Raw genomic sequence first — 21,077 nt, 5'->3', positions numbered from 1 at the left:
TGATTGCAAGGTGACTTATCAAAAGTTTGGCACAACTAGATTGAAAATTTTAACCACATTATCATTATAATATAATGAACATACTTTCAACAAAACAGTAGCTGTTATTAATATTTTGTACATATTTAATATGATTAAGATAGTTTTCATCATGAATACGGCTTAGTAAGTTTTAAAAATTTTTGAATTTGTAACATATATGAGAGATGAGCATGCAGGCATGCGTAGTGGTAAATAAGATATAGAGAAAATAATCATATAATTTATAGCTATTCAAAATTAAAATGAATATAAATCATATAGTAGATTTTCACAAATAAAGAAAATAACCCATAACCCAAAGACTTATGATTTGATTTAGTTGATTAATATGATTGTAGGAATTTTTAATAATAATTATTAAAAAAATAATATATGATATACTTATCTATGATATACTTAAATAAATAATTTTAAATTTGGGGTGAAGTTATGATAGTGTATCAAGAAACAAAAGAACAATTTCTATTAGATGTATATAATGATAAAATAGATGAAAAGATAGAAAGATTAGTATATGGAATTGGCTGATGTGGTAAATTATTGTATTTTGATGGCTGATAAGTTAGATGTTGATTTGGAAGATATAGTATTAAAGAAATTGAAAAAGACTGAAAAGAAATATCCTGTTGAAAAAGCTAAAGGAAATAGTAAAAAATATAATCAATTATAAGCTTTGTATATATAATAAAGTGTTGTATAAATATGCTGTTTTATATTAAAAGATATCAATAAATTTTGATATGAGGAATTTAAAGAGTATTAAAATTGTTACTTAAAATTAAAAAAATTGAGAGTTCTACCCATTGCATTTTATTTGGGTAATAATACTGCAGTAGAAATGAAAAAATTATATAAAGAGGATAATTTTGAAGAAAGGATAAAAGGTTAGTTTTAAAACATTTTATCCTTTTTATATAAAATTTTCTAAATTACTTAATAAATATTTTTGATTATCTCAGTAAGCATAGATGATTTGCATATATCCTAGACATTTACTATCTAATGATGATAAGATAGTTGTTAGTAAATAAAAAATTAGTAGCTAAAAAAGAGAGGAATCTAATTATGGAACCTAAACATAAAAGAAGGATTAGATATAAGGGAACGCATCCTAAAAAATACAATGAGAAGTATAAAGAATTAAATCCAGAATTATATCCAGAAACAATTGAAAAAGTAATTAAAAAAGGTAGCACGCCAGTAGGTATGCACCTATCAATCATGGTTGATGAAATTTTAGAATTTTTAGATATTCAAGAAGGGCAAATAGGATTAGATTGTACTTTAGGCTATGGCGGACATACTTTAAAAATGCTGGAATGTTTAAATTATACTGGTCATATGTATGCTTTAGATATTGATCCAATTGAAAGTATAAAAACTAAAGAACGCTTATTAGGTAAAGGATATGGCGAAGATGTTTTAACAATAAAAAATTGTAACTTTAAAGACATTGATATCATATCAAAAGAGGTTGGTTTGTTTGATTTTGTTTTAGCTGATCTAGGGGTATCATCTATGCAAATAGATAATCCAGAACGGGGCTTTTCCTATAAAAAAGAGGGTCCCTTAGATTTAAGATTAAATCCTCAAAAAGGAGTTCCAGCATCTATTAAGCTACAAGAGTTAAATAGAGATCAGTTAGAGCAGCTTTTTATTGAAAACTCTGATGAGCCATACGCAAAAGAAATAGCTAGAAATATTGATTCATACTTAAAATCAGGCCAATTAATTACAACGACAACACAACTGTATAAAATAATTGAAAAAAGCCTGTCTTCTATTCCAGTGACAGAACGAAAAGACATAGTGAAGAAATCAGCTGCACGGGTATTCCAAGCTTTACGGATTGAAGTTAATCGTGAATTTGATGTTCTCATAGAATTTATGGATAAACTCCCAACGATTCTTAAACCTGGAGGCAGAGTTGCGATATTAACATTTCATTCTGGTGAAGATCGAATTGTTAAAAAGGCATTTAAAGAAATGAAAAATCTTGGAATTTATAGTGATGTAGCTAGAAATGTGATTAGACCAAGTAAAGAAGAGTGTCATATGAATAGTCGTGCTAAATCAACAAAAATGAGATGGGCAATCAAAGCTTAAGTATACTTGGAATTACTATATATTGAAAGATAACTAAACTAATATATGAATAATAGGGGAGAAATTTGGAAAATCAGTGATATATATAATGGAGAAAACATTGATGATAAAGCGGTTGTTTTGGTAATAAGAAATAATCAAGTATATATTCCGACTTCAAAGTTAGAAGAGAATATAGATATCATTGAAGAGAATTGTGATGATATTGCAGCTAATAACGATAAGTACATAAAAAACTATTATAATTATAAGGTAGCATTATTTTAATAGTTTGGGGATAAATGTCATTTGGATCAATGATTATGATGATATTTCCAAAATACTTATGGAAATTATTAATATAAAATAAGCTCTTTAATAATTTTAAGTAAAACAGAGTACGATTAAATTAATTTTAAAATCATATAAATAAGAGGATAACTTTAAATATATTAGATTTTGTAGTTATCTTTTTATTTATTTTGATATTTATCTTTGAGTGCTTTATGAAATAATTTTGTTTCATGTTTATGACAAGTATCTAAGTTGTAGTTTTCACAAGTTGAGTGTTTATTACTGATTTTATAAAAATGCTCAGGATGATGATAATGTCTATATTCTTATTCCAATATAGACACTAAACAAAAAGCTAAATTGTAAATGGAGTAGGGATAAAAACTAAAAGGCTGTACTGAAAATAGAATCTTAATTATAGATACGGCATTCCATGTAACGTTGTGGTTTGATAAATAAAGAGTTAAAAGGATACCAGCTAAAATTTGCAAAGAAGACAGAGAAATTTGATAAAGAAATCTAGAAACTCAAAGTAAAGACGGTTCTGTGATTATATATTTGAACAGTCCTTTTAAAAAGTATTGGATTAAGCTGATGGTTAGAAATATATTTTTTTAAAAACTGGTATCCTTTGCATAAAGTTAAATTAAACATAGAAAACATATCGTGATCGGAAAAATAATCATGCTGGTAGAACAAAAGGAAGATTTCGATTTTCAATATGATAATAAATTGCAAATAAAAAGCAACTTGTAAAAATGCTAATGCGATTCATTAAATTTTACCATTATTAGCATATAAACGATTAAACTGTTTAATGCGAAGTCCCAAAATATTAACTACCTCATCTTCACGTTCTGGGGTACTGTTACATAAAGAGATAAGAATGTAAATAGGAGTATAAAAGTGTAAAGTAATAATATATGAATTTTCGTCTTTTGAAATATTATGCTTGGTTAAAACAGAAAAATGAATTGTTGATAGGGTAATGAATCGTCAAAATATTCTTTGATATATTAGTTGGCAAAATCTTTATTTTTAAACTGTTCAACTGTCATTATTTTTCAAACTTACTTTGAAATTCGTCGTGGAGAAAATAAGGAAACATATTCTCATCAATATTAATGAATCGATACATCTCTTGTTCTAGAGCAATTCCATTCATTTCTAGACTTTCGACAAATTTTTGATACCATTCATATTTTTAATGTTATCATATAAAAATATATTGTTTACTTCGATAATGTTTATACAGTGATGGAGCCTTGATTCCAACGATTTGAGCAATTTGGTTAACAGTTATTGCATCGTAGCTATTTTTTGAAAATAAAGTTAGTGCTTCTAATAATATTTTTTCTTTTGTTGAAATCATTTCCTCCCCTTTTTAGCTAATAGTTATTAGTTGCCAAAATAAATATATTTAATAGTAGAAGTTTATATATGAGAAAAAATATATTGATGTAAGAAAAATTTCATATTCGTGTTTTTTTGATAAAAGAATGATAAAATATTAAAAAATATAAGGAGTGGAAACATGATAAAAATAGGAATTGTAGGATACGGAAATTTAGGACGTGGGGTAGAATGTGCAGTATTACATAGTCAAGATATGGAACTAACTGGGGTTTTTACAAGAAGAAATCCTAAATCAGTAAAAACACATAGTGATGTACCTGTTTATAGTATGGATAAAGTTTATGATATGAAAGATCAAATTGATGTTCTTGTTTTATGTGGTGGTAGTGCCAATGATTTACCAAAACAAACAGTAGAATTAGCAGAATATTTTAATGTAGTTGATAGTTTTGATACACATGCTAAAATCCCTGAACATTTTGCTAATGTTGATGAGGCAAGTAAAAAGAATAAACATATAAGTATTATTTCTGTTGGCTGGGATCCAGGGTTATTTTCATTAAACCGTCTTTATGGACAAGCTATTTTACCGCAGGGTCATGATTATACTTTTTGGGGAAAAGGGGTTAGTCAGGGACATTCTGATGCAATCAGAAGAATTGACGAAGTTAAGGATGCAAGACAGTATACTATTCCAGTAGAAGCTGCTCTTCAAAGTGTTCGTAATGGGGAGAATCCAACTTTAGTAACACGTCAAAAACATACTCGTGAATGCTTTGTTGTTGCTGAAGAAGGGGCTGATTTACAAAGAATAGAAGAAGAAATTAAGACAATGCCTAATTATTTTGCAGACTATGATACTACTGTTCATTTTATAAGTGAAGCTGAATTATTACGTGATCACCAAGGAATTCCTCATGGAGGGGTTGTATTAAGAAGTGGTACAACTGGATTCGAACAAGAAAACAAACATGTAATTGAGTATAAATTAACCTTAGATTCAAATCCGGAATTCACGTCAAGTGTATTAGTTGCATATGCTCGAGCAGCGCATCGGATGTATCAAGAGGGTCAACATGGATGTAAAACTGTTTTTGATATAGCGCCTGCTTACTTACATCCTGAATCTGGTGATGAATTAAGAAAAAAATTATTATAGTAAAATTTTCAAATTTAATAAATCTAAAACCTACTAGTAGATGTTATGGTATGGTACTTCTAAAGCAGACTGTGTAAATAAATGAAACGCTGAATATTAAAGAGGCATCAGATCATTAACTACTATGTAGGTTTTTATTAGAAATTACAGTTTTCTATTTTAATTATGTGATCAACTAATTCTTGATAAAAATCAGGCTCATGGCAAACTAAAATAGCACTACTAGAATAATTTTTAATTGCTTTTGCCAATGCTTTTTTTATTTCTTGATCTAGATGATTAGTTGGTTCATCTAAAATCAATAAATGGCTAGTAATAATAGCAACATACATAATTTTACTTTTGTCTGCTCACCACCATTTAATTGGATAATTGGTTTATCAATAAGATCGGTCGTAATATTGAAATGTGCAAGATTGGTTCGAATTGTCTTAATGCCTAATTTAGGATGACTATCGTGAACTATTTCTAACGGTGTTTGATAATCATTAGTCCAAATTAAATCTTGATTATAATAAGCAATTTTTATTTGATCATTAAAAATAAAGGTTCCTGATATCAGAATAATTTCACCTAGTAACGTTTTTTAAGTGTTGATTTTCCAACACTGTTAAATCCAGTAATGGCAATTTTTCTTGAGCGGACAGTGAAAAGCTGATCTTTGAAAGTAAAGGCTTATGATATCCAATCGTTAAATTAGCTGCTTTAAGAATTTGTTTCGTTAAAAGTGGTAGATTTTTAAATTTAAAATCTAGTATTATAATTGTAATAGGTGATGTTAGACGTTCAAAGTGAGCTAATTGTTTACGTCTTCCTTGAGTTATTTCTGAATTATTCCCAGCTATATTTTTGCGGATAAATTGTTCCGTTTTTTATATGTTTTTGTTGTTTTTGATAACGTCTTAGATAATCAGTGCGAAGACGTTTTTTTGTTTTAAAAAGATGAATATTTTCCACGATATTTTTTATTGTATAATAATCAATATCTAAAATACAATCAGTAATTTTATCTAGAAAATCAAAATCGTGCGAGATAACAATATAGGTGTCCATAAAATTATTTAAAAAGTCAACTCGCTAATTAATATGTTTAGTGTCTAAAAAATTAGTAAGTTCATCCAATAATAAAACATCTAGTTTTTCTAATAACAATTTAGCTAGAATCACTTTAGCACATTGTCCACCACTGATTTTATTAATTTTTTTATCAAGTCCAATTAGATTAATCCCAAGTCCTGCAGTTACCATATTTATTGAAGTATCGATAGTATAATAACCACTGTTAATCAATTTTTCTTGATATCTACCAGCTAAAGTCAAAAGTTCTTCATTATTATTAAAACTTCTTTTTTTGATACAGTGTTAGCATTTTTTGTTCTAAAAAATATTCTTCATTGTAGACAGGACTAAGATATTCTTTGATTATTTATTCTTGATTAAGAGTAGCATATTGATTAAGGTGGGCGACTTTAATATTAGAATGCCAAATAATTTGACCATACTCTGGTAAATAAGCACCGGTAAGCAATTTCATTAATATGCTATTACCAGCACCATTGGCTCCTAAGATGACTATATGTTCATTTTTAAAAACTTTAAAATTTACATTTTTATATCATATTTTATCTCTAAAATCATGAGATAAATCTTTAATTGTTAATAAACTCATTTTCTTTTTTTCCTATCTAATAAAGCAGTAAATATTAACATAAATATTACCTTCTGCAAATGAATATATAATAAATTAAAGATACTGTCAATTTTAGTCAATAAATGTATTAAACTATATTTTTTAATAAAGTGATTACTTGATATAAATAGTTTTTCATATTTATAAATTTTCTTAACATTGTTAGAAAATAATGTATAATAAATAAACATGTTTAAGGAGGGAAAATGATGAAAAAGGATATGACGACAGGTAGTCCTCTTAAGCTGATTATTGCTTTTGGGATACCTTTAGTAATAGGTAATATTTTTCAACAGTTTTATAGTATGGTTGATACAATTATTGTTGGGAAATATGTTGGGAAAACAGCTTTAGCAGCTGTGGGGTCGACCGGATCACTAAACTTTATGATTATTGGTTTTGGAATTGGTATATGTAGTGGTTTTGGAATTCCAATTGCCCAAAGTTTTGGTGGTAAAAAAATACAAGACATGAAAAAATATATAGTTAATTCATTTTATTTATGTATGTTAATTACAGCAATTATGACAATTGCTACTGTTATTGCTTTACCATCAGTTTTAGAGTTGATGCAAACACCAAGTGATATTTATCAGCAGGCATATGATTATATCGTGGTTATCTTTATTGGATTATTTGCCACAATGCTATATAATATTTTATCAAGTATTTTAAGAGCAATCGGAGATTCAAGGACACCGTTATATTTTTTGATTTTATCATCAATAATTAATATTGTTCTAGATTTGATTTTTATTACTCAATTTGATATGGGAGCAGTAGGAGCTGCCTATGCAACAGTAATTGCCCAATTTCTATCTGGAGCAGCCTGCTATATTTATATGAAAAAGAAAACCGACGTTTTAACTTTCGAACATGATGATAAAAAATTCAGTAAAAAACACAGTATTCGATTATTACAAATGGGCTTACCGATGGCAATGCAGTTTTCGATTACTGCAATTGGCAGTGTTGTGATTCAATCTGCTGTTAATACTTTAGGTTCAGATGTTGTAGCTGCAGTTACTGCTGCGATTAAAATTTCTGTTATGTTGACTCAGCCATTAGAAACTTTAGGGTTAACAATGGCAACGTATGGCGGTCAGAATTTAGGCGCAAATAAAATAGGACGGATTTTCGCCGGATTACGAGTAAGTTGTATTATTGGCGCTGCTTATTGTGCTATTGTATTTATATTTGTTTACTTTACTTCTGATTATCTATCATTGTTATTTATCGATGCTAAAGAAGTTGTTATTATGGCAGAAATTAAACAATATTTGTTAATTAATTCGATGGGATATTATATCTTATGTATTTTATTTATATTGCGTAATTTACTACAGGGATTAGGTTATAGTTTTTTAGCAATGTTTGGCGGTGTTGCAGAAATGATAGCTCGCTGTATTGTTGCTTTCTTTTTTGTTTCATCATTTGGTTTTAATGCAATTTGTTTTGCAAATCCATTAGCGTGGCTTTTTGCGAATATTGTCTTTATTGGTGGATGGATTTATAAACGTAAAGAATTAAAAGTAACTCAAAGTAGCGAGGAAGTAACAGTTTAATTAACAATTCGTTTATTTTTTCCCAGCAATAGTAACTAACGGTCAATTGTATCTTAGAATGCATATGTTATTATATTACTATAATGAGGTGAAAATTAATGAAAATTAATGAAATAATTAAAGAAAAGCGATTAGCTTTAGGGTATACACAAGAGCAATTAGCCAAGTTTTTAAATCTTACTACGCCAGCAGTCAATAAATGGGAGCGGGGGATTAGTTATCCAGATATTACTATTTTACCAGCTCTAGCAAGAATCCTAAAAACAGACTTAAATACTCTATTGTCATTTAAAGATGATTTGTCAGATTATGAAGTTGTGTTGTTTTTAAACGATTTAGCTGCAATCAAAGATTTTCAGCAGGCATATAGAATTGCAATAGATAAAATAAATGAATATCCAACTTGTGATAATCTAATTGTTAATGTAGCAGTTGTTTTAGAAGGATTGCTTTCATTAAACGAGATGGATGAAGCTATAAAATATCAGCAAAAAATTGACAGTTTATTGGAACAGTGTTTAACTAGTGACAATCCAATGATTAAAAATCAAGCTCAAGCAGTTTTGATCAACAAGTATATTAATCAAGGGAAACTTGAACAGGCTGAGAAGCTAATTAATGAATTACCAGAACAACATTTAATAGATAAAAAACAAAAGTTAGTCAATCTCTACATAGCTCAAGCAAAATTAGAAGTAGCCGCTAAATTACAAGAAGAAAAACTTTTAGTGACAGTTAATGAGATTCCAACTATGCTTTTAACTTTAATGGAGATTGCAATTAAACAAGAGCGGTATGATGATGCTGAAATAATCGCCGATATATATAAAGAAATGCATGAAGTTTTTAAATTATGGAAATATTCTAGTTATACTGCACATTTTCAATTATGTATAAATCGTAAAAAACGGTTAGAGTGTTTAAAAATATTAAAAGAAATGTTCAATGCAATTAATAAAGGATGGAATATCAATACTTCTCCTTTATATCGCCATATTACAGCAAAAAAAATTGATCAGACCTTTGTTCAAGAAATGAAAAATATGCTTGTGACATCAATTAAAAGTGATCCTGATTGTAAATTTATTACCGATGATCTTGAAATGAATAAAATCTTAGAAAAATATAAATGATGGTTAAATATCATCATTTTTTATAATATTTAAGAATATGCACAAGTAATTCACAATTTGTGAATTACTCTGTGATTGCAAGGTAGTCGCGTATCATTTAGTATTAAACATAATGTATAAGAAAAGGTGAATAACGCGTTTCTTTATAAGCTTAGATATGTTACAATAATATCCTTGAAAATCAATTTGAAAGTCGGTGAGTATATGACTATAGAAACTAATGATAATTTAAACCAGCTAATAAAAGCATACAATCATGATATTGAACTCAATCGTTTAAAAGATATTCTTGATTATTTAAAATCAAAACCAATTTATATGCCTTCGACAATTAAGATTTCAAAACAAAAATTACTAAAGATCCCCAATGATGATCTAATAATGATTTTAGATAATTTATCTGGAGAAACTACTCAAAATTATTTACCTGTATATTCTAGTCCTGTTTTATTCAATTCAAAATATCGCTATTTTGTTACTTTGAGTATTTATGATTGTTTTATGTTAATGAAAAGATTTAAAGAGAAAAATGCAATAATTATTAATCCTAATAGGGATAATTCATTAGTTATTGATAACATATTAATTAAGTATTTAAAAAATGGCGGATAAAAACTAAATTTATGTTTATTGATCCATATCGCAGCTTGTAAATAGAAATGATATGGATCATTTAATTGTTGCCTTTTAAATTGTATGATAAGATAATTTTAATGATAAATAGGTATTTATATTACATGGAATAAAGAAATAGAAAGGTTAAATGGAAACGTAAATCAAACTATTGAAAAGAAAGGGGATAGAATCTATCGTAACAGCTATTGGAAACCTTATATCCATGATTTTTCACAATATTTAGAATTTAAAAAGTGTAATAGAGTTCCAAGATTTTTAGGCGATGATGAAAATAATCGTGAGATATTATCTTTTTTGCATGAATATATATCTGGTAACAACTTTCTTAATTGTCATGCAATTGTTTGGACAGATTATATTGTCACAATGATGCTAGTTATCAGACTAATTCGGATGGAACAATAAGAGATTATAAGACAAATGATACTTTGTTTAGAAAAGAAAGAATAAAAATATTTTTTAAAGCTTACGGAATGATTATACCAGATAATCTCTTTATTTGGGGGATATGTTGAATCGAAGAACTTTGTAATTTGACTAATCATGAGGTATTGGCTGGAAATAAAGCTTTTCAAAAAATAATGAGATTAATTATTATCAAAATGAAATTACTTTTATAAAAAACAATAGTAAAGCCTGGTATTGAATTATGAATAGGAGAAATTGGATGAATTTGGTGACAACAATGTTAATAAATGTAATAAATAATTCTCACAATAGTGTAGTTGATTGTGATATTGCTAAATATTTAATAGCAAATCACGAAAATATTAATAGTCTATCAATTAGTGAGTTAGCGAAAAATACAAATGTTTCAATATCGCAAGTAAGCCGATTTGTACGATCGTTAGGGATTGAATCTTTTTCTGATTTTAAAGAAGCCTTGGTATATCACGGGGAGCAAAAGCGACATACAGGTTTACAAAGAGAAATAATTGATTATAGAGTATATCAGAAAATGGTTACTGAGGAGATTACGTATTTTTATCAGAATTTTGATGAAAGTCGAGTGGATAAACTTGTCTATGATTTTTACAAATATCCAAAAATAGCAATTTTTGGAATTTTAAATAGTGATAATGGAGCAAAAGAATTACAGTATAATTTAATTGGCTGGGGAAAAATTTGCATTTCTTACACTAACTTTCAAGACCAACTAGATTTTATTAAAAGTGCAGATAGTAATACTTTAATTGTAATTTTTAGCTTTTCTGGTAACTATGTCATGAAAAATGGCTATTCACGTTTTTATCATACTTATGATTATTTAAAAAGTAGTAAAGCAAAGGTTTACGTAATTACTAAAAATAATTTAGTGCAGGAGCTCGAATATGTCAATGAAGTTATTTTGGTTCCAATAAAACATGATTTATATAACTATACTTTGCAATGTCTTGTTGATTTGATTTTTATGAAATATCAAAAAAATTTGATAAAATAGAATTTCCATTTTTTGGAAATAATATTTATTTAAATATAAGAATGCTATGCTAAAGGAGGGTGAGTCGAATGAAAATAAATGAAAATTGTTTACCATGCTTGATCAGTCAAGTTATTAAAGTGGCCAATATTACAAATATAAAAAATCGTGATATGTTTTATCGAGGAGTATTTCAGTATTTGGGAAAACTAAATTTTACTAAAACTAATCCAGAGATAATTGGTGCTACATTTGAAATGATCAAGCAGCAAGTTAATGATGAGGATCCATATTTTGAACTTCGGAAATATTATAACGAACTTTTCTTATCACGTAGTACTGAATTTGAAAATAAGATCAACTCTTTTGAAACGGCTGTTAAATATGCAATTATTGGAAATATTATTGATTTTAGTCCTATCTATAATACCCAAATTAAAGACATTGATAAGTGGTTTGAAAATATTGATCAATTAAAATTAGCAATTAATCAGCTTGAAGAAATGATAACTGATATAAAAAGTGCAAAGGTACTTTTATATTTAGGTGATAATTGTGGTGAAATTTGTCTTGATAAATTATTAATTAGAAGAATTAAAAAACTCAATCCGGAGATTGATATATATTTTGGTGTAAGAGGAAAACCAGTAGTAAATGATTCAATTGAAGCTGATGCATATTTTGTTGGAATGGATGAATACGCTACAATTATCAGTAATGGTGATAATTCTTTGGGTACGGTATTAGAACGTACGAGTAATGAATTTAAAAGGATATACCGAAGTGCCGATATAGTTATTGCTAAAGGGCAGGCAAACTTTGAAAGTTTGAGTGAACAAGAGAAAAATATTTATTTTTTATTGATGGTTAAATGTGAAGTTATTGCTAATTATATTGGGGTCGCACAAAAATCATTAATTTGTTTAAACTATTATAAAAGCATGAGTCATTGATTCATGCTTTTACAACAATTCAAAATAATTTTAGTTGAATTAAGCATATTTTTAAGCTGAATTAGATAAATTGGTAATATCAATTGTAATTATAGCAATATTCTTTATAATTATATTATTAGAAAATAAGTAGGATGATATAAATGAAAAAGATAGTATTAGGAATTCTTGCACATGTTGATGCAGGAAAAACAACATTAACTGAGAGTATATTATATTTAACAGGAACAACACGAAAATTAGGTCGAGTTGATCATCGGGATACTTTTTTAGATTATGATTTTCAAGAGAGAAATCGAGGGATTACAATTTTTTCTAAGCAGGCAATAATAAATTGGCATGATAGCCAAATTACTTTGATTGATACGCCAGGTCACATTGATTTTTCGACAGAAATGGAACGTACGCTACAAGTGCTCGATTATGCTATTTTGGTAATCAGTGGGATAGACGGTGTCCAAGGTCATAGTGAAACAATTTGGAATTTATTGAGATATTATAAAATACCAACCTTTATTTTTATTAATAAAATGGATGTTAGTCGTTATGAGCAATCTGAATTAATGCAGAATTTAAAAGAACGACTAGATGAACATTGTTTTGATTTTAGTAATTTGAATGATGAATTTTATGAAAGTGTTGCTTTAAATAGCGAAGATTTATTGAATTATTATCTAGAATATAATACCTTAAACAAAGAGATGTTAATTAATGAAATTGCTAGATGCCAATTATTTCCGTGTTTTTTTGGCTCTGCGTTAAAAATGGAACGGATTGATAATTTTTTTAATGAATTTACTAATTATATAAAGAATAAGGATTATTCTGAATCTTTTGGAGCGCGAGTTTTTAAAATAAGTCATGACGAACAAGGAAACAAATTGACACATTTAAAAATTACTGGCGGTAGTTTAAAAGTGAAAACGCAACTTTTAAATGATGAAAAAGTTGATCAAATTCGTATTTATTCTGGGAATAAGTATCATTTAACTGATGAAGTGATGGCTGGGGATATTTGTGCGATTAAAGGGCTTAAAAGTATAGTTGCTGGTCAGGGATTAGGTATAGAAGATAATACGACTCAGCCATTGTTGTCACCATACATGGATTATCAAATTAAATTGCCTCCTGATTGTGATCAACATCAAGTGTTAAAAAAGTTAAATTTATTAGCACAAGAAGATCCTCAGCTACATATCAATTATAACGTTAGAACCAAAGAAATTCATGTTCAATTAATGGGTGAAATTCAAATTGAGGTGCTTAAAAATATAATCCAAGAGCGGTTTAAAGTTGAAGTTGATTTTGATTATGGAAGAATTATTTATAAAGAGACGATTGAAGAAACTGTTGAAGGGGTAGGACATTTTGAACCATTACGTCATTATGCTGAAGTACATTTACTTTTAGAACCCGGGAAACCAGGGTCGGGATTAAAATTCGATACAAATTGTCAAGAATATCTTCTAGCGAATAACTATCAACGATTAATTTTGTCGCATTTACAAGAAAAAGAGCATTTGGGAGTACTTACGGGCTCGCCAATCACAGATATGAAAATAACTTTAGTGGCTGGAAAAGCACATTTAAAGCATACTGAAGGCGGTGATTTTAGAGAGGCAACATATCGGGCGATACGTCAAGGCTTGAAAACAGCAAAATCGGTTTTACTAGAGCCGTATTTTGATTTTTCACTTGAATTACCGATTGAATATCTGAGTCGAGCGATTTATGATATTGAGGCAATGGCAGGGGACTTTAAATTACCGGAAAATCAAACTGACATTGCTGTTATTACCGGAAGTGCACCAGTCAGTAAAATGCAAAATTATCAAAGTGAAGTTGTTAGATATACTAAAGGAAAAGGGCGCCTAATTTGTCAGTTAAGTGATTATCGCCCATGTCAAAATCAGGCTGAAGTAATTAAATCATTCAACTATGATAGTGAGGCAGATGTAGAAAATCCAACAGGATCAGTATTTTGCAGTCATGGTGCTGGTTATAATGTAAGGTGGGATCAAGTTGCCCAACATATGCACATACCATTTGTTTTTAAAAAAATAAAGAAGACCGCTAATAATATTCAGGATAAATCTAAATTTGATAATATTGATGACGAGTTAGAAAATATTTTCACACGCACTTATGGACCAGTTAAACAAAGATCTGGCGAACATCAAGTAACTAAAAAAATATTTAATGAGTCAAGTTATAAATACATTCCAGAATGTTTATTAGTTGATGGCTATAATGTTATTCATGCCTGGCCAGAATTAAAAGAGTTAGCAAAAGATAATTTAGACGCAGCTAGAATGCGATTAATTGATATTATGTGCAACTATCAAGGTTACAAAAAATGTATTTTGATTTTAGTATTTGATGCATATAAGGTTAAAGATAATATTGGTTCAACTACTAAATATCATAATATTTATATCGCATATACTAAAGAAGCACAAACTGCTGATATGTATATTGAGCGGGCAACTCATGAGTTGGCAAGTAAATACAATATTACAGTGGCCACATCTGATGCGTTAGAACAATTAATCGTATTAGGGCAAGGTGGGAAAAGAATATCTTCTCGCGAACTTCGATTAGAAGTAGCACAACTTGATCAAGAAAAATTAGAAGAATTCCGACGTAAACAACCTAAGAGTCATAATTATTTATTAGAAGAACTTAAGAATTTTAATCAGGATTAGGAGTTTGAAAATGAAAAAAACATTTAAATATAATCTTAATTATATTGGTGGTATTGCTGAATATCAAAAGCGTGCTATTTATACCTTAAATCTTAAAGAAAATAGCTTTTCAGTTGATGGTATCTTCAAAAGTAGAAAGTTTTCTTATAACGATATTATTGAAGTGAAATATGGTGAAATCGAGGAATTAAAAAAACAGCTGGATCCTGTAAATGTTTTATTATTTGGACGAATGGCGTTATTAGATAGACGATTGAATCGTAAATTAAAATATTGTTTAGCTATTATTTTAAAAGAGGAAATGACTATTGTTTTTGCTGAGGAATACGATGGTACGATTAAAACAGCATATAATACACTAAGTAAAATATATAAAATGACCGGCTCTAAATAGAAGCCGGTTTTTAATTTTAGTAAATACCTTGACAGACTTTATTAATAAGATTAGTATACTAATAGTTAGGATACTAATAATAGGAGGAAAGATGGCTAATTCATTATATTATTTATTATTTAAAACAGCGCATACACAAAGGAAAAAGAATATTCCTTTTTTAAAAGAACTGAATTTAGCACCAGGACAGCCAAAGGTTTTACGATATTTGTATGAACAGAAAAGAGAATGTTTACAAAAAGATATTACTAAAGGTTGTGATATTGAGCCTGCTACAGTTTCAATTATGCTAAACAAATTAGAAAGTAATGGTTTTATTAAACGGAATTATAGTGAGGAAAATAAGAGAAATGTATATATTCAACTTACCGAATTAGGAAAAATCACTTTTCTTAAATGGCAAGCATATCTAGATGAGCGTGAAGATATTACCTTGAGAGATTTTAGCAAGGAAGAAAGAAAACAATTTATTAATTACTTAGAGCGCCTTTATGACGCCTTGTTAAAGGAGGAATAAGATGTTCAAACAATTTTTTGGCTATTTTAAAAACTATAAAAAATATCTTTATTTAAGTGCAGTGTTTGTTATTTTAGAAACTCTTTTTGAGTTGATTATTCCTTTGATAATGGCTGATATTATTGATATCGGTGTAGCAAATAAAGATAGAAATTATATTCTGATCAAAGGGGGATTAATGATTATATGTGCGCTTTTGTCGCTTGGTTTAGGCTTATTGTATGCAAAGACTGCTGCCAAAGCAGGACAGGGGTTTGGCTATGAATTGCGAAAAGCACAATATCAAAAGATTCAAGAATTTTCGTTTAAAAATACAGATCATTTTAGTACTTCATCGTTAGTTACTCGACTTACAAGTGATGTTACTATTTTACAAAACGCTATTTGTAATGGGATTCGTCCGTTAGTTAGAGCACCTTTTATGATGTTAACTGCACTAACTATGGCAATACTAATTAATGCTAAATTAGCTGTTGTTTTTTTAATAGCTATTCCTGTTCTAGCAACATGCTTAATTATAATTATGTCAAAAGTTCGTCCTTTATATGGGAAAATGCAAAGAGCTTTAGACTCTGTCAATTCGATAGTTCAGGAAAATCTAATTGCGATCAGAGTTGTAAAGTCATATGTTAGAAAAGATTACGAACAAGCTAAATTTAATGAAGTTAATTTGAATTATCAACAAGTTTCACGTAAATCATTCCATTATGCAGTTATGAATATGCCGTGTTTTCAATTTGTGATGTATTCGACGATTATTGCAATTCTATGGTTTGGGGGTGGGATGATTCAGGTTGGAAATATGCAAGTAGGTGAATTAACAGGATTTTTAAGCTATATTATGCAAATCTTAAATTCCTTAATGATGATTTCAAATGTTTTCTTGATGTTAACTCGTTCTCTAGCTTCGGCATATCGGATTCAAGAAGTTTTTGATGAAGAAATAGATATTAAAGATGAAAAAAGTGACATAAAGATTACGAGGGGAAAAATCATATTTAAAAATGTTGCTTTTAAATATGACTTAAAAGCAAAAGAATATGTATTAAATAATATAAATTTGGAAATTGAGCCTGGTGAAACTGTTGGTATTATCGGAGGAACAGGTAGTGCCAAAACTTCATTAGTACAATTGATTCCTAGATTATATGATATTACAGCAGGGGATTTATTAATCGATGGTCATGATATAAAATCATATGGAATCGAACATCTTCGAGATGAAATTGCTATGGTATTACAAAAAAACACTCTATTTTCTGGAACGATTAAGGAAAATATTTTATGGGGTAAAGCAGATGCTAGTGATCACGAACTTAATGAAGTTTTAGACATTGCTTGTGCCAGTGAATTTATCGATGCATTGCCTAAGGGAATCAATACAGATTTAGGGCAAGGTGGAGTTAATGTTTCTGGTGGGCAAAAACAAAGGTTATGTATTGCACGTGCATTATTAAAGAAACCAAAAATTTTAATTCTTGACGATTCTACCAGTGCATTAGATACAGCAACTGAACGAAAACTAACAGATGGATTAGCATACTATTTGCCTAAGACAACTAAAATTATTATTTCACAGCGATTATCATCACTTGCCCATGCAGATAAAATTGTTATTTTAACTGATGGTAAAATTGATGATATAGGAACACCTGAAGAATTAGCAAATCGTAATCATATCTATCAAGATTTATGTAAAATTCAAGAAGGAGATAAATAATATGGCTAGAATAAACGGAACTCCACGCCCTAAAAATTTAAAGAAAACTTTAAAAGCAATGGCTAGTTATTTAACTCGACATATAGGAACACTCATAATCATTGCTATTTTAGTATTAATTAGTGCAGGTGCAAATATTTTAGGTACTTATTTATTAAAACCGGTTATTAACGATTACATTCTACCAGGTAATAATGCTGGACTATTACAAGCAATAATAACGATGGCAATTATGTATTTAACTGGTGTCGGGGCTTGTCATCTATATAATCAATTAATGGTAAAAACTGCTCAAGAAATCGTTAAAGAAATTCGTGAAGATTTATTTGATAAGATACAAAACTTACCGCTTAGTTTTTTTGATCAGCATACTCATGGTGAGTTGATGAGTCGATTTACTAGTGATATTGATACAATTTTAGAAGCTTTAAATAATAGTTTTGCAATGTTGATTCAAAGTTTTATAATGATTGTAGGAACAATTACGATGATTATTATTTTAAATCCTTATCTATCAATCATTGTAATTGCTTCAATGGTAATGATGTTTATTTTTATTCGTTATAGTAGTAAAAAGAGTAAGCAGTATTTTAATCAACAACAAAAATATATGGGAAGTTTAAATGGTTTTATTGAAGAAATGGTCGAAGGAAGTAAAGTAGTTAAAGTTTTCAATCATGAACAGGTGAACTTTGCCGAGTTTGAAAAAAGAAATCAAGCTTTACGACAAGCAGCTACGAAAGCAGTTACTTATTCAGGAACTATGATACCAACAGTTGTCAGTATTTCATATTTGAATTATGCATTATCTGCTGTAATAGGCGGGTTTATGGCAATTTATGGGATTATGGATTTAGGAAGTTTATCATCATATTTGGTTTTTGTTCGACAAACTGCGATGCCAGTAAATCAATTTTCCCAACAAATGAATTTTATTTTGGCAGCAATGTCAGGTGCAGAACGTATTTTTGAAATTATGGATGAAAAGGTTGAAATAGATGAAGGAAATGTCACTTTAACAAATGTTCGCAATGAATATGGTAAGCTAGTTGAGTGTCATGAAAATACTGGACTTTGGGCTTGGCGTCATCCCCGTTCTAATGGTGATGTAGAACTGGTTTTGTTAAAAGGTGATGTTCGCTTCCATGATGTTTGTTTTAGTTATGTCTCCAACCATCCTATTTTAAAAAATTTAAACTTATATGCAAAACCAGGTCAAAAAATTGCATTTGTGGGCTCTACAGGAGCTGGGAAAACAACTATTACTAATTTGATTAATCGTTTTTATGAATTAGATTCTGGCAGTATAACATACGATGGAATTGATATTAAATTAATAAAAAAAGCAGCATTGCGACAATCGTTATCAATGGTTTTGCAAGACACTCATTTATTTACAGGAACGATTGAAGATAATATACGTTACGGTAAATTAGATGCTAGTGATGAAGAAGTGGTGGCAGCAGCTAAACTAGCAAATGCAGATTCATTTATTCGGCGACTTCCGCAAGGCTATCAAACAATGTTAACTGGTGATGGTTCTAACTTATCACAAGGACAACGTCAGCTATTAGCTATCGCTCGTGCAGCAATTGCTAATCCCCCAGTTTTAATTTTGGATGAGGCTACAAGTTCTATTGATACTCATACTGAAAAATTGATTGAAAAAGGGATGGATAGTTTAATGAAAGATCGTACCGTTTTTGTAATTGCACATCGTCTTTCTACAGTTCGTAATTCAAAAGCAATTATGGTACTCGATCATGGGGAAATCATAGAACGTGGGAATCATGATGAATTAATTAATCAAAAAGGAAGATATTATCAATTGTATACTGGAAAAATGGAGTTGTCATAGAGGATATCAATAGGTATCCTTTTTTGTATTGATAAAGTGTGAAGATTGTATAAATGACCAATTTGTGTTATCCTTTAGGGGATAAGGGAATGGAGATAAGCATATGAAAAAAGTAAGATTAGTTTTGATATCTTTATTAATGTTTTTTGCTGTAACTGGATGTAGTAATGAGGATAAAAACTTATTAGACAAGGATGATCCAACGACGATTCAAGTATGGCATTATTATAATGGTGCGCAACAAGAAGAATTTAATCGTCTAGTCGATGAATTTAACAAAACAGTCGGTAAAGAAAAAGGGATAATTGTTGAGGGCTCTGGTCAAGGAACAATTTCTGATTTAGAAAGAAATGTCTTAGATTCAATTAATGGAAAAGCTGGGGCTGCAGATATTCCGAATATTTTTGCAGCGTATGGTGACACAGCTTATCAAGTGGATAAGTTAGGTTATGCAGTAGATTTAAATAAATATTTTAGTAAAGACGAGCTATCTAAGTATGTCGATGGTTATCTTGAAGAAGGACACTTTTCAAGTAAAGATACATTAAAAATTTTTCCAGTGGCTAAATCAGTAGAGTTATTTATGTTGAATAAAACAGATTGGGAGAAGTTTGCAAATGCTACGGGTGCTTCAACAAATGATTTAAATACAATTGAGGGTGTTACTAAGGTTGCAGAGCAATATTATAACTGGACTGATAGTTTGACAGCTGCTCCAAATGATGGAAAAGCATTTTTTGGTCGTGATGCTTTTGCAAATTATATGCTCGTTGGCTATCGCCAGCTAGCAACAGATATTTTTAGTAAAAAGGATAATAAAATCGTATTAAATTTTGAAGCAGATATTGCTAAAAAATTATGGGATAATTATTATGTTCCTTACATAAGTGGTTATTTTAGTTCATCAGGTAAATTTAGAAGTGATGATATAAAAATCGGAAATATTCTTGCTTGTGTTTCTTCATCTTCGAGTGTCACATATTTTCCTAAAGAAGTTATTTTAAATGACGAAGAAAGCCATTCAATTGAATTGGAGACATTTGCTTGCCCTAAATTTAAAGATGGTAAAGATTATGTCGTTCAACAAGGAGCAGGAATGGTTGTTCTCAAAAGTGAAGAAAAAGAACAACAGGCAGCTGTTGAATTTTTGAAATGGTTTACTAGTGATAAACAAAATATTGCTTTTTCAAATGCTAGTGGTTATTTGCCAGTTACCAAAAGTGCAAATGATCTTGATAAGATTACTGATGAAGTAGAAGTCAATGAGTCAGTAAAGAAAACGTTAAATACTAGTCTTAAAATGATTTCAGATAATAATATGTATACATCAGTTCCTTTTGAAAAGGGAACTGATGCAAGAAATGTTTTAGAAACAACAATGAGTAATTTAGCTAAACAAGATCGTGAAACAGTTATTACTAATCTTTCAAATGGAATGAATTTAGAACAAGCAATTAGCCAATTTAATAATGATACTTATTTTAATCAGTGGTATACTAATACTAAAAGCCAATTAGAATCATTAATTAAATAGTTCTATAGAAGGAGGA

General features: G+C 29.1%; 18 protein-coding genes and 1 pseudogene. 15 read left to right on the top strand and 4 right to left on the bottom strand.

Annotated elements, in window-relative coordinates:
• The first annotated feature begins 556 nt into the window (after nt 1-556).
• The 3 genes from EYR00_RS08115 (at nt 557) to EYR00_RS08105 (ending at nt 2,415) form a co-directional block, all read left to right on the top strand.
• Nucleotides 557-712, top strand: a complete 156-nt coding sequence (locus tag EYR00_RS08115; protein WP_003537678.1) for a MazG-like family protein — start codon at nt 557-559, stop codon at nt 710-712.
• A 395-nt stretch (nt 713-1,107) separates the two neighbouring features.
• Entirely contained in the window at nt 1,108-2,148 is a 1,041-nt protein-coding gene (gene rsmH / locus EYR00_RS08110; RefSeq protein WP_040434308.1) for a 16S rRNA (cytosine(1402)-N(4))-methyltransferase RsmH, read from the top strand.
• A 45-nt stretch (nt 2,149-2,193) separates the two neighbouring features.
• Entirely contained in the window at nt 2,194-2,415 is a 222-nt protein-coding gene (locus EYR00_RS08105; RefSeq protein WP_003537680.1) for a hypothetical protein, read from the top strand.
• A 1,219-nt stretch (nt 2,416-3,634) separates the two neighbouring features.
• Here EYR00_RS08105 and EYR00_RS15855 read toward each other — a convergent pair.
• Nucleotides 3,635-3,793 (bottom strand): TetR/AcrR family transcriptional regulator, encoded by a 159-nt coding sequence (locus tag EYR00_RS15855; protein WP_003537681.1) that lies wholly within the window; start codon nt 3,791-3,793, stop codon nt 3,635-3,637.
• A gap of 162 nt (nt 3,794-3,955) precedes the next feature.
• Here EYR00_RS15855 and EYR00_RS08095 point away from each other — a divergent pair, with 162 nt between their 5' ends.
• Nucleotides 3,956-4,936, top strand: a complete 981-nt coding sequence (locus EYR00_RS08095; RefSeq protein WP_003537683.1) for a diaminopimelate dehydrogenase — start codon at nt 3,956-3,958, stop codon at nt 4,934-4,936.
• 137 nt (nt 4,937-5,073) lie between these two features.
• Here the strand turns inward: EYR00_RS08095 and EYR00_RS08090 are convergent, their stop codons facing one another.
• From EYR00_RS08090 to EYR00_RS16095, 3 genes and pseudogenes are all read right to left on the bottom strand, one after another.
• Nucleotides 5,074-5,268, bottom strand: coding sequence for a P-loop NTPase family protein (locus tag EYR00_RS08090; RefSeq protein WP_003537685.1), 195 nt, complete (start codon nt 5,266-5,268; stop codon nt 5,074-5,076).
• Between the two features lie 745 nt (nt 5,269-6,013).
• Complete coding sequence (locus EYR00_RS08085; protein ID WP_003537689.1) at nt 6,014-6,256, bottom strand: ATP-binding cassette domain-containing protein; 243 nt, start codon at nt 6,254-6,256, stop codon at nt 6,014-6,016.
• Nucleotides 6,257-6,362: 106 nt separating this feature from the next.
• Nucleotides 6,363-6,539 (bottom strand): annotated as a pseudogene (locus tag EYR00_RS16095) (ATP-binding cassette domain-containing protein); the annotation flags it as partial.
• 296 nt (nt 6,540-6,835) lie between these two features.
• Between EYR00_RS16095 and EYR00_RS08075 the strand changes: the two are divergent.
• The 11 genes from EYR00_RS08075 to EYR00_RS08025 all read left to right on the top strand — a co-directional run bounded on the left by EYR00_RS08075 (nt 6,836) and on the right by EYR00_RS08025 (nt 21,061).
• Nucleotides 6,836-8,191: an MATE family efflux transporter gene (locus EYR00_RS08075; protein ID WP_040434310.1), complete on the top strand. Its 1,356-nt coding sequence runs from the start codon at nt 6,836-6,838 to the stop codon at nt 8,189-8,191.
• A 98-nt stretch (nt 8,192-8,289) separates the two neighbouring features.
• A complete protein-coding gene (locus tag EYR00_RS08070; RefSeq protein ID WP_003537691.1) occupies nt 8,290-9,324 on the top strand; it encodes a helix-turn-helix domain-containing protein in 1,035 nt (344 codons plus the stop codon).
• Nucleotides 9,325-9,528: 204 nt separating this feature from the next.
• The gene (locus tag EYR00_RS08065) at nt 9,529-9,936 is read left to right on the top strand and encodes an SseB family protein (RefSeq protein WP_008791697.1); all 408 of its coding nucleotides are present in this window, start codon (nt 9,529-9,531) and stop codon (nt 9,934-9,936) included.
• 691 nt (nt 9,937-10,627) lie between these two features.
• Complete coding sequence (locus EYR00_RS08060) at nt 10,628-11,401, top strand: MurR/RpiR family transcriptional regulator (protein ID WP_040434313.1); 774 nt, start codon at nt 10,628-10,630, stop codon at nt 11,399-11,401.
• Nucleotides 11,402-11,469: 68 nt separating this feature from the next.
• Nucleotides 11,470-12,333: a damage-control phosphatase ARMT1 family protein gene (locus EYR00_RS08055; RefSeq protein ID WP_003537694.1), complete on the top strand. Its 864-nt coding sequence runs from the start codon at nt 11,470-11,472 to the stop codon at nt 12,331-12,333.
• A gap of 143 nt (nt 12,334-12,476) precedes the next feature.
• Entirely contained in the window at nt 12,477-15,038 is a 2,562-nt protein-coding gene (locus EYR00_RS08050) for a translation factor GTPase family protein (RefSeq protein WP_003537696.1), read from the top strand.
• A gap of 10 nt (nt 15,039-15,048) precedes the next feature.
• Nucleotides 15,049-15,432, top strand: a complete 384-nt coding sequence (locus EYR00_RS08045; RefSeq protein ID WP_003537699.1) for a hypothetical protein — start codon at nt 15,049-15,051, stop codon at nt 15,430-15,432.
• A 91-nt stretch (nt 15,433-15,523) separates the two neighbouring features.
• Complete coding sequence (locus EYR00_RS08040; RefSeq protein ID WP_008791701.1) at nt 15,524-15,949, top strand: MarR family winged helix-turn-helix transcriptional regulator; 426 nt, start codon at nt 15,524-15,526, stop codon at nt 15,947-15,949.
• 1 nt (nt 15,950) lies between these two features.
• Entirely contained in the window at nt 15,951-17,669 is a 1,719-nt protein-coding gene (locus EYR00_RS08035; protein WP_003537702.1) for an ABC transporter ATP-binding protein, read from the top strand.
• Between the two features lies 1 nt (nt 17,670).
• The gene (locus EYR00_RS08030; RefSeq protein ID WP_003537704.1) at nt 17,671-19,527 is read left to right on the top strand and encodes an ABC transporter ATP-binding protein; all 1,857 of its coding nucleotides are present in this window, start codon (nt 17,671-17,673) and stop codon (nt 19,525-19,527) included.
• Nucleotides 19,528-19,630: 103 nt separating this feature from the next.
• The gene (locus tag EYR00_RS08025) at nt 19,631-21,061 is read left to right on the top strand and encodes an extracellular solute-binding protein (RefSeq protein ID WP_008791703.1); all 1,431 of its coding nucleotides are present in this window, start codon (nt 19,631-19,633) and stop codon (nt 21,059-21,061) included.
• The last annotated feature ends 16 nt before the right edge of the window (nt 21,062-21,077 follow it).

This window comes from Thomasclavelia ramosa DSM 1402, assembly GCF_014131695.1.
GTDB lineage: Bacteria > Bacillota_I > Bacilli_A > Erysipelotrichales > Coprobacillaceae > Thomasclavelia > Thomasclavelia ramosa.
Note: the sequence above shows the minus strand (reverse complement) of the source record. Positions and strands in the feature narration are given on the sequence as shown.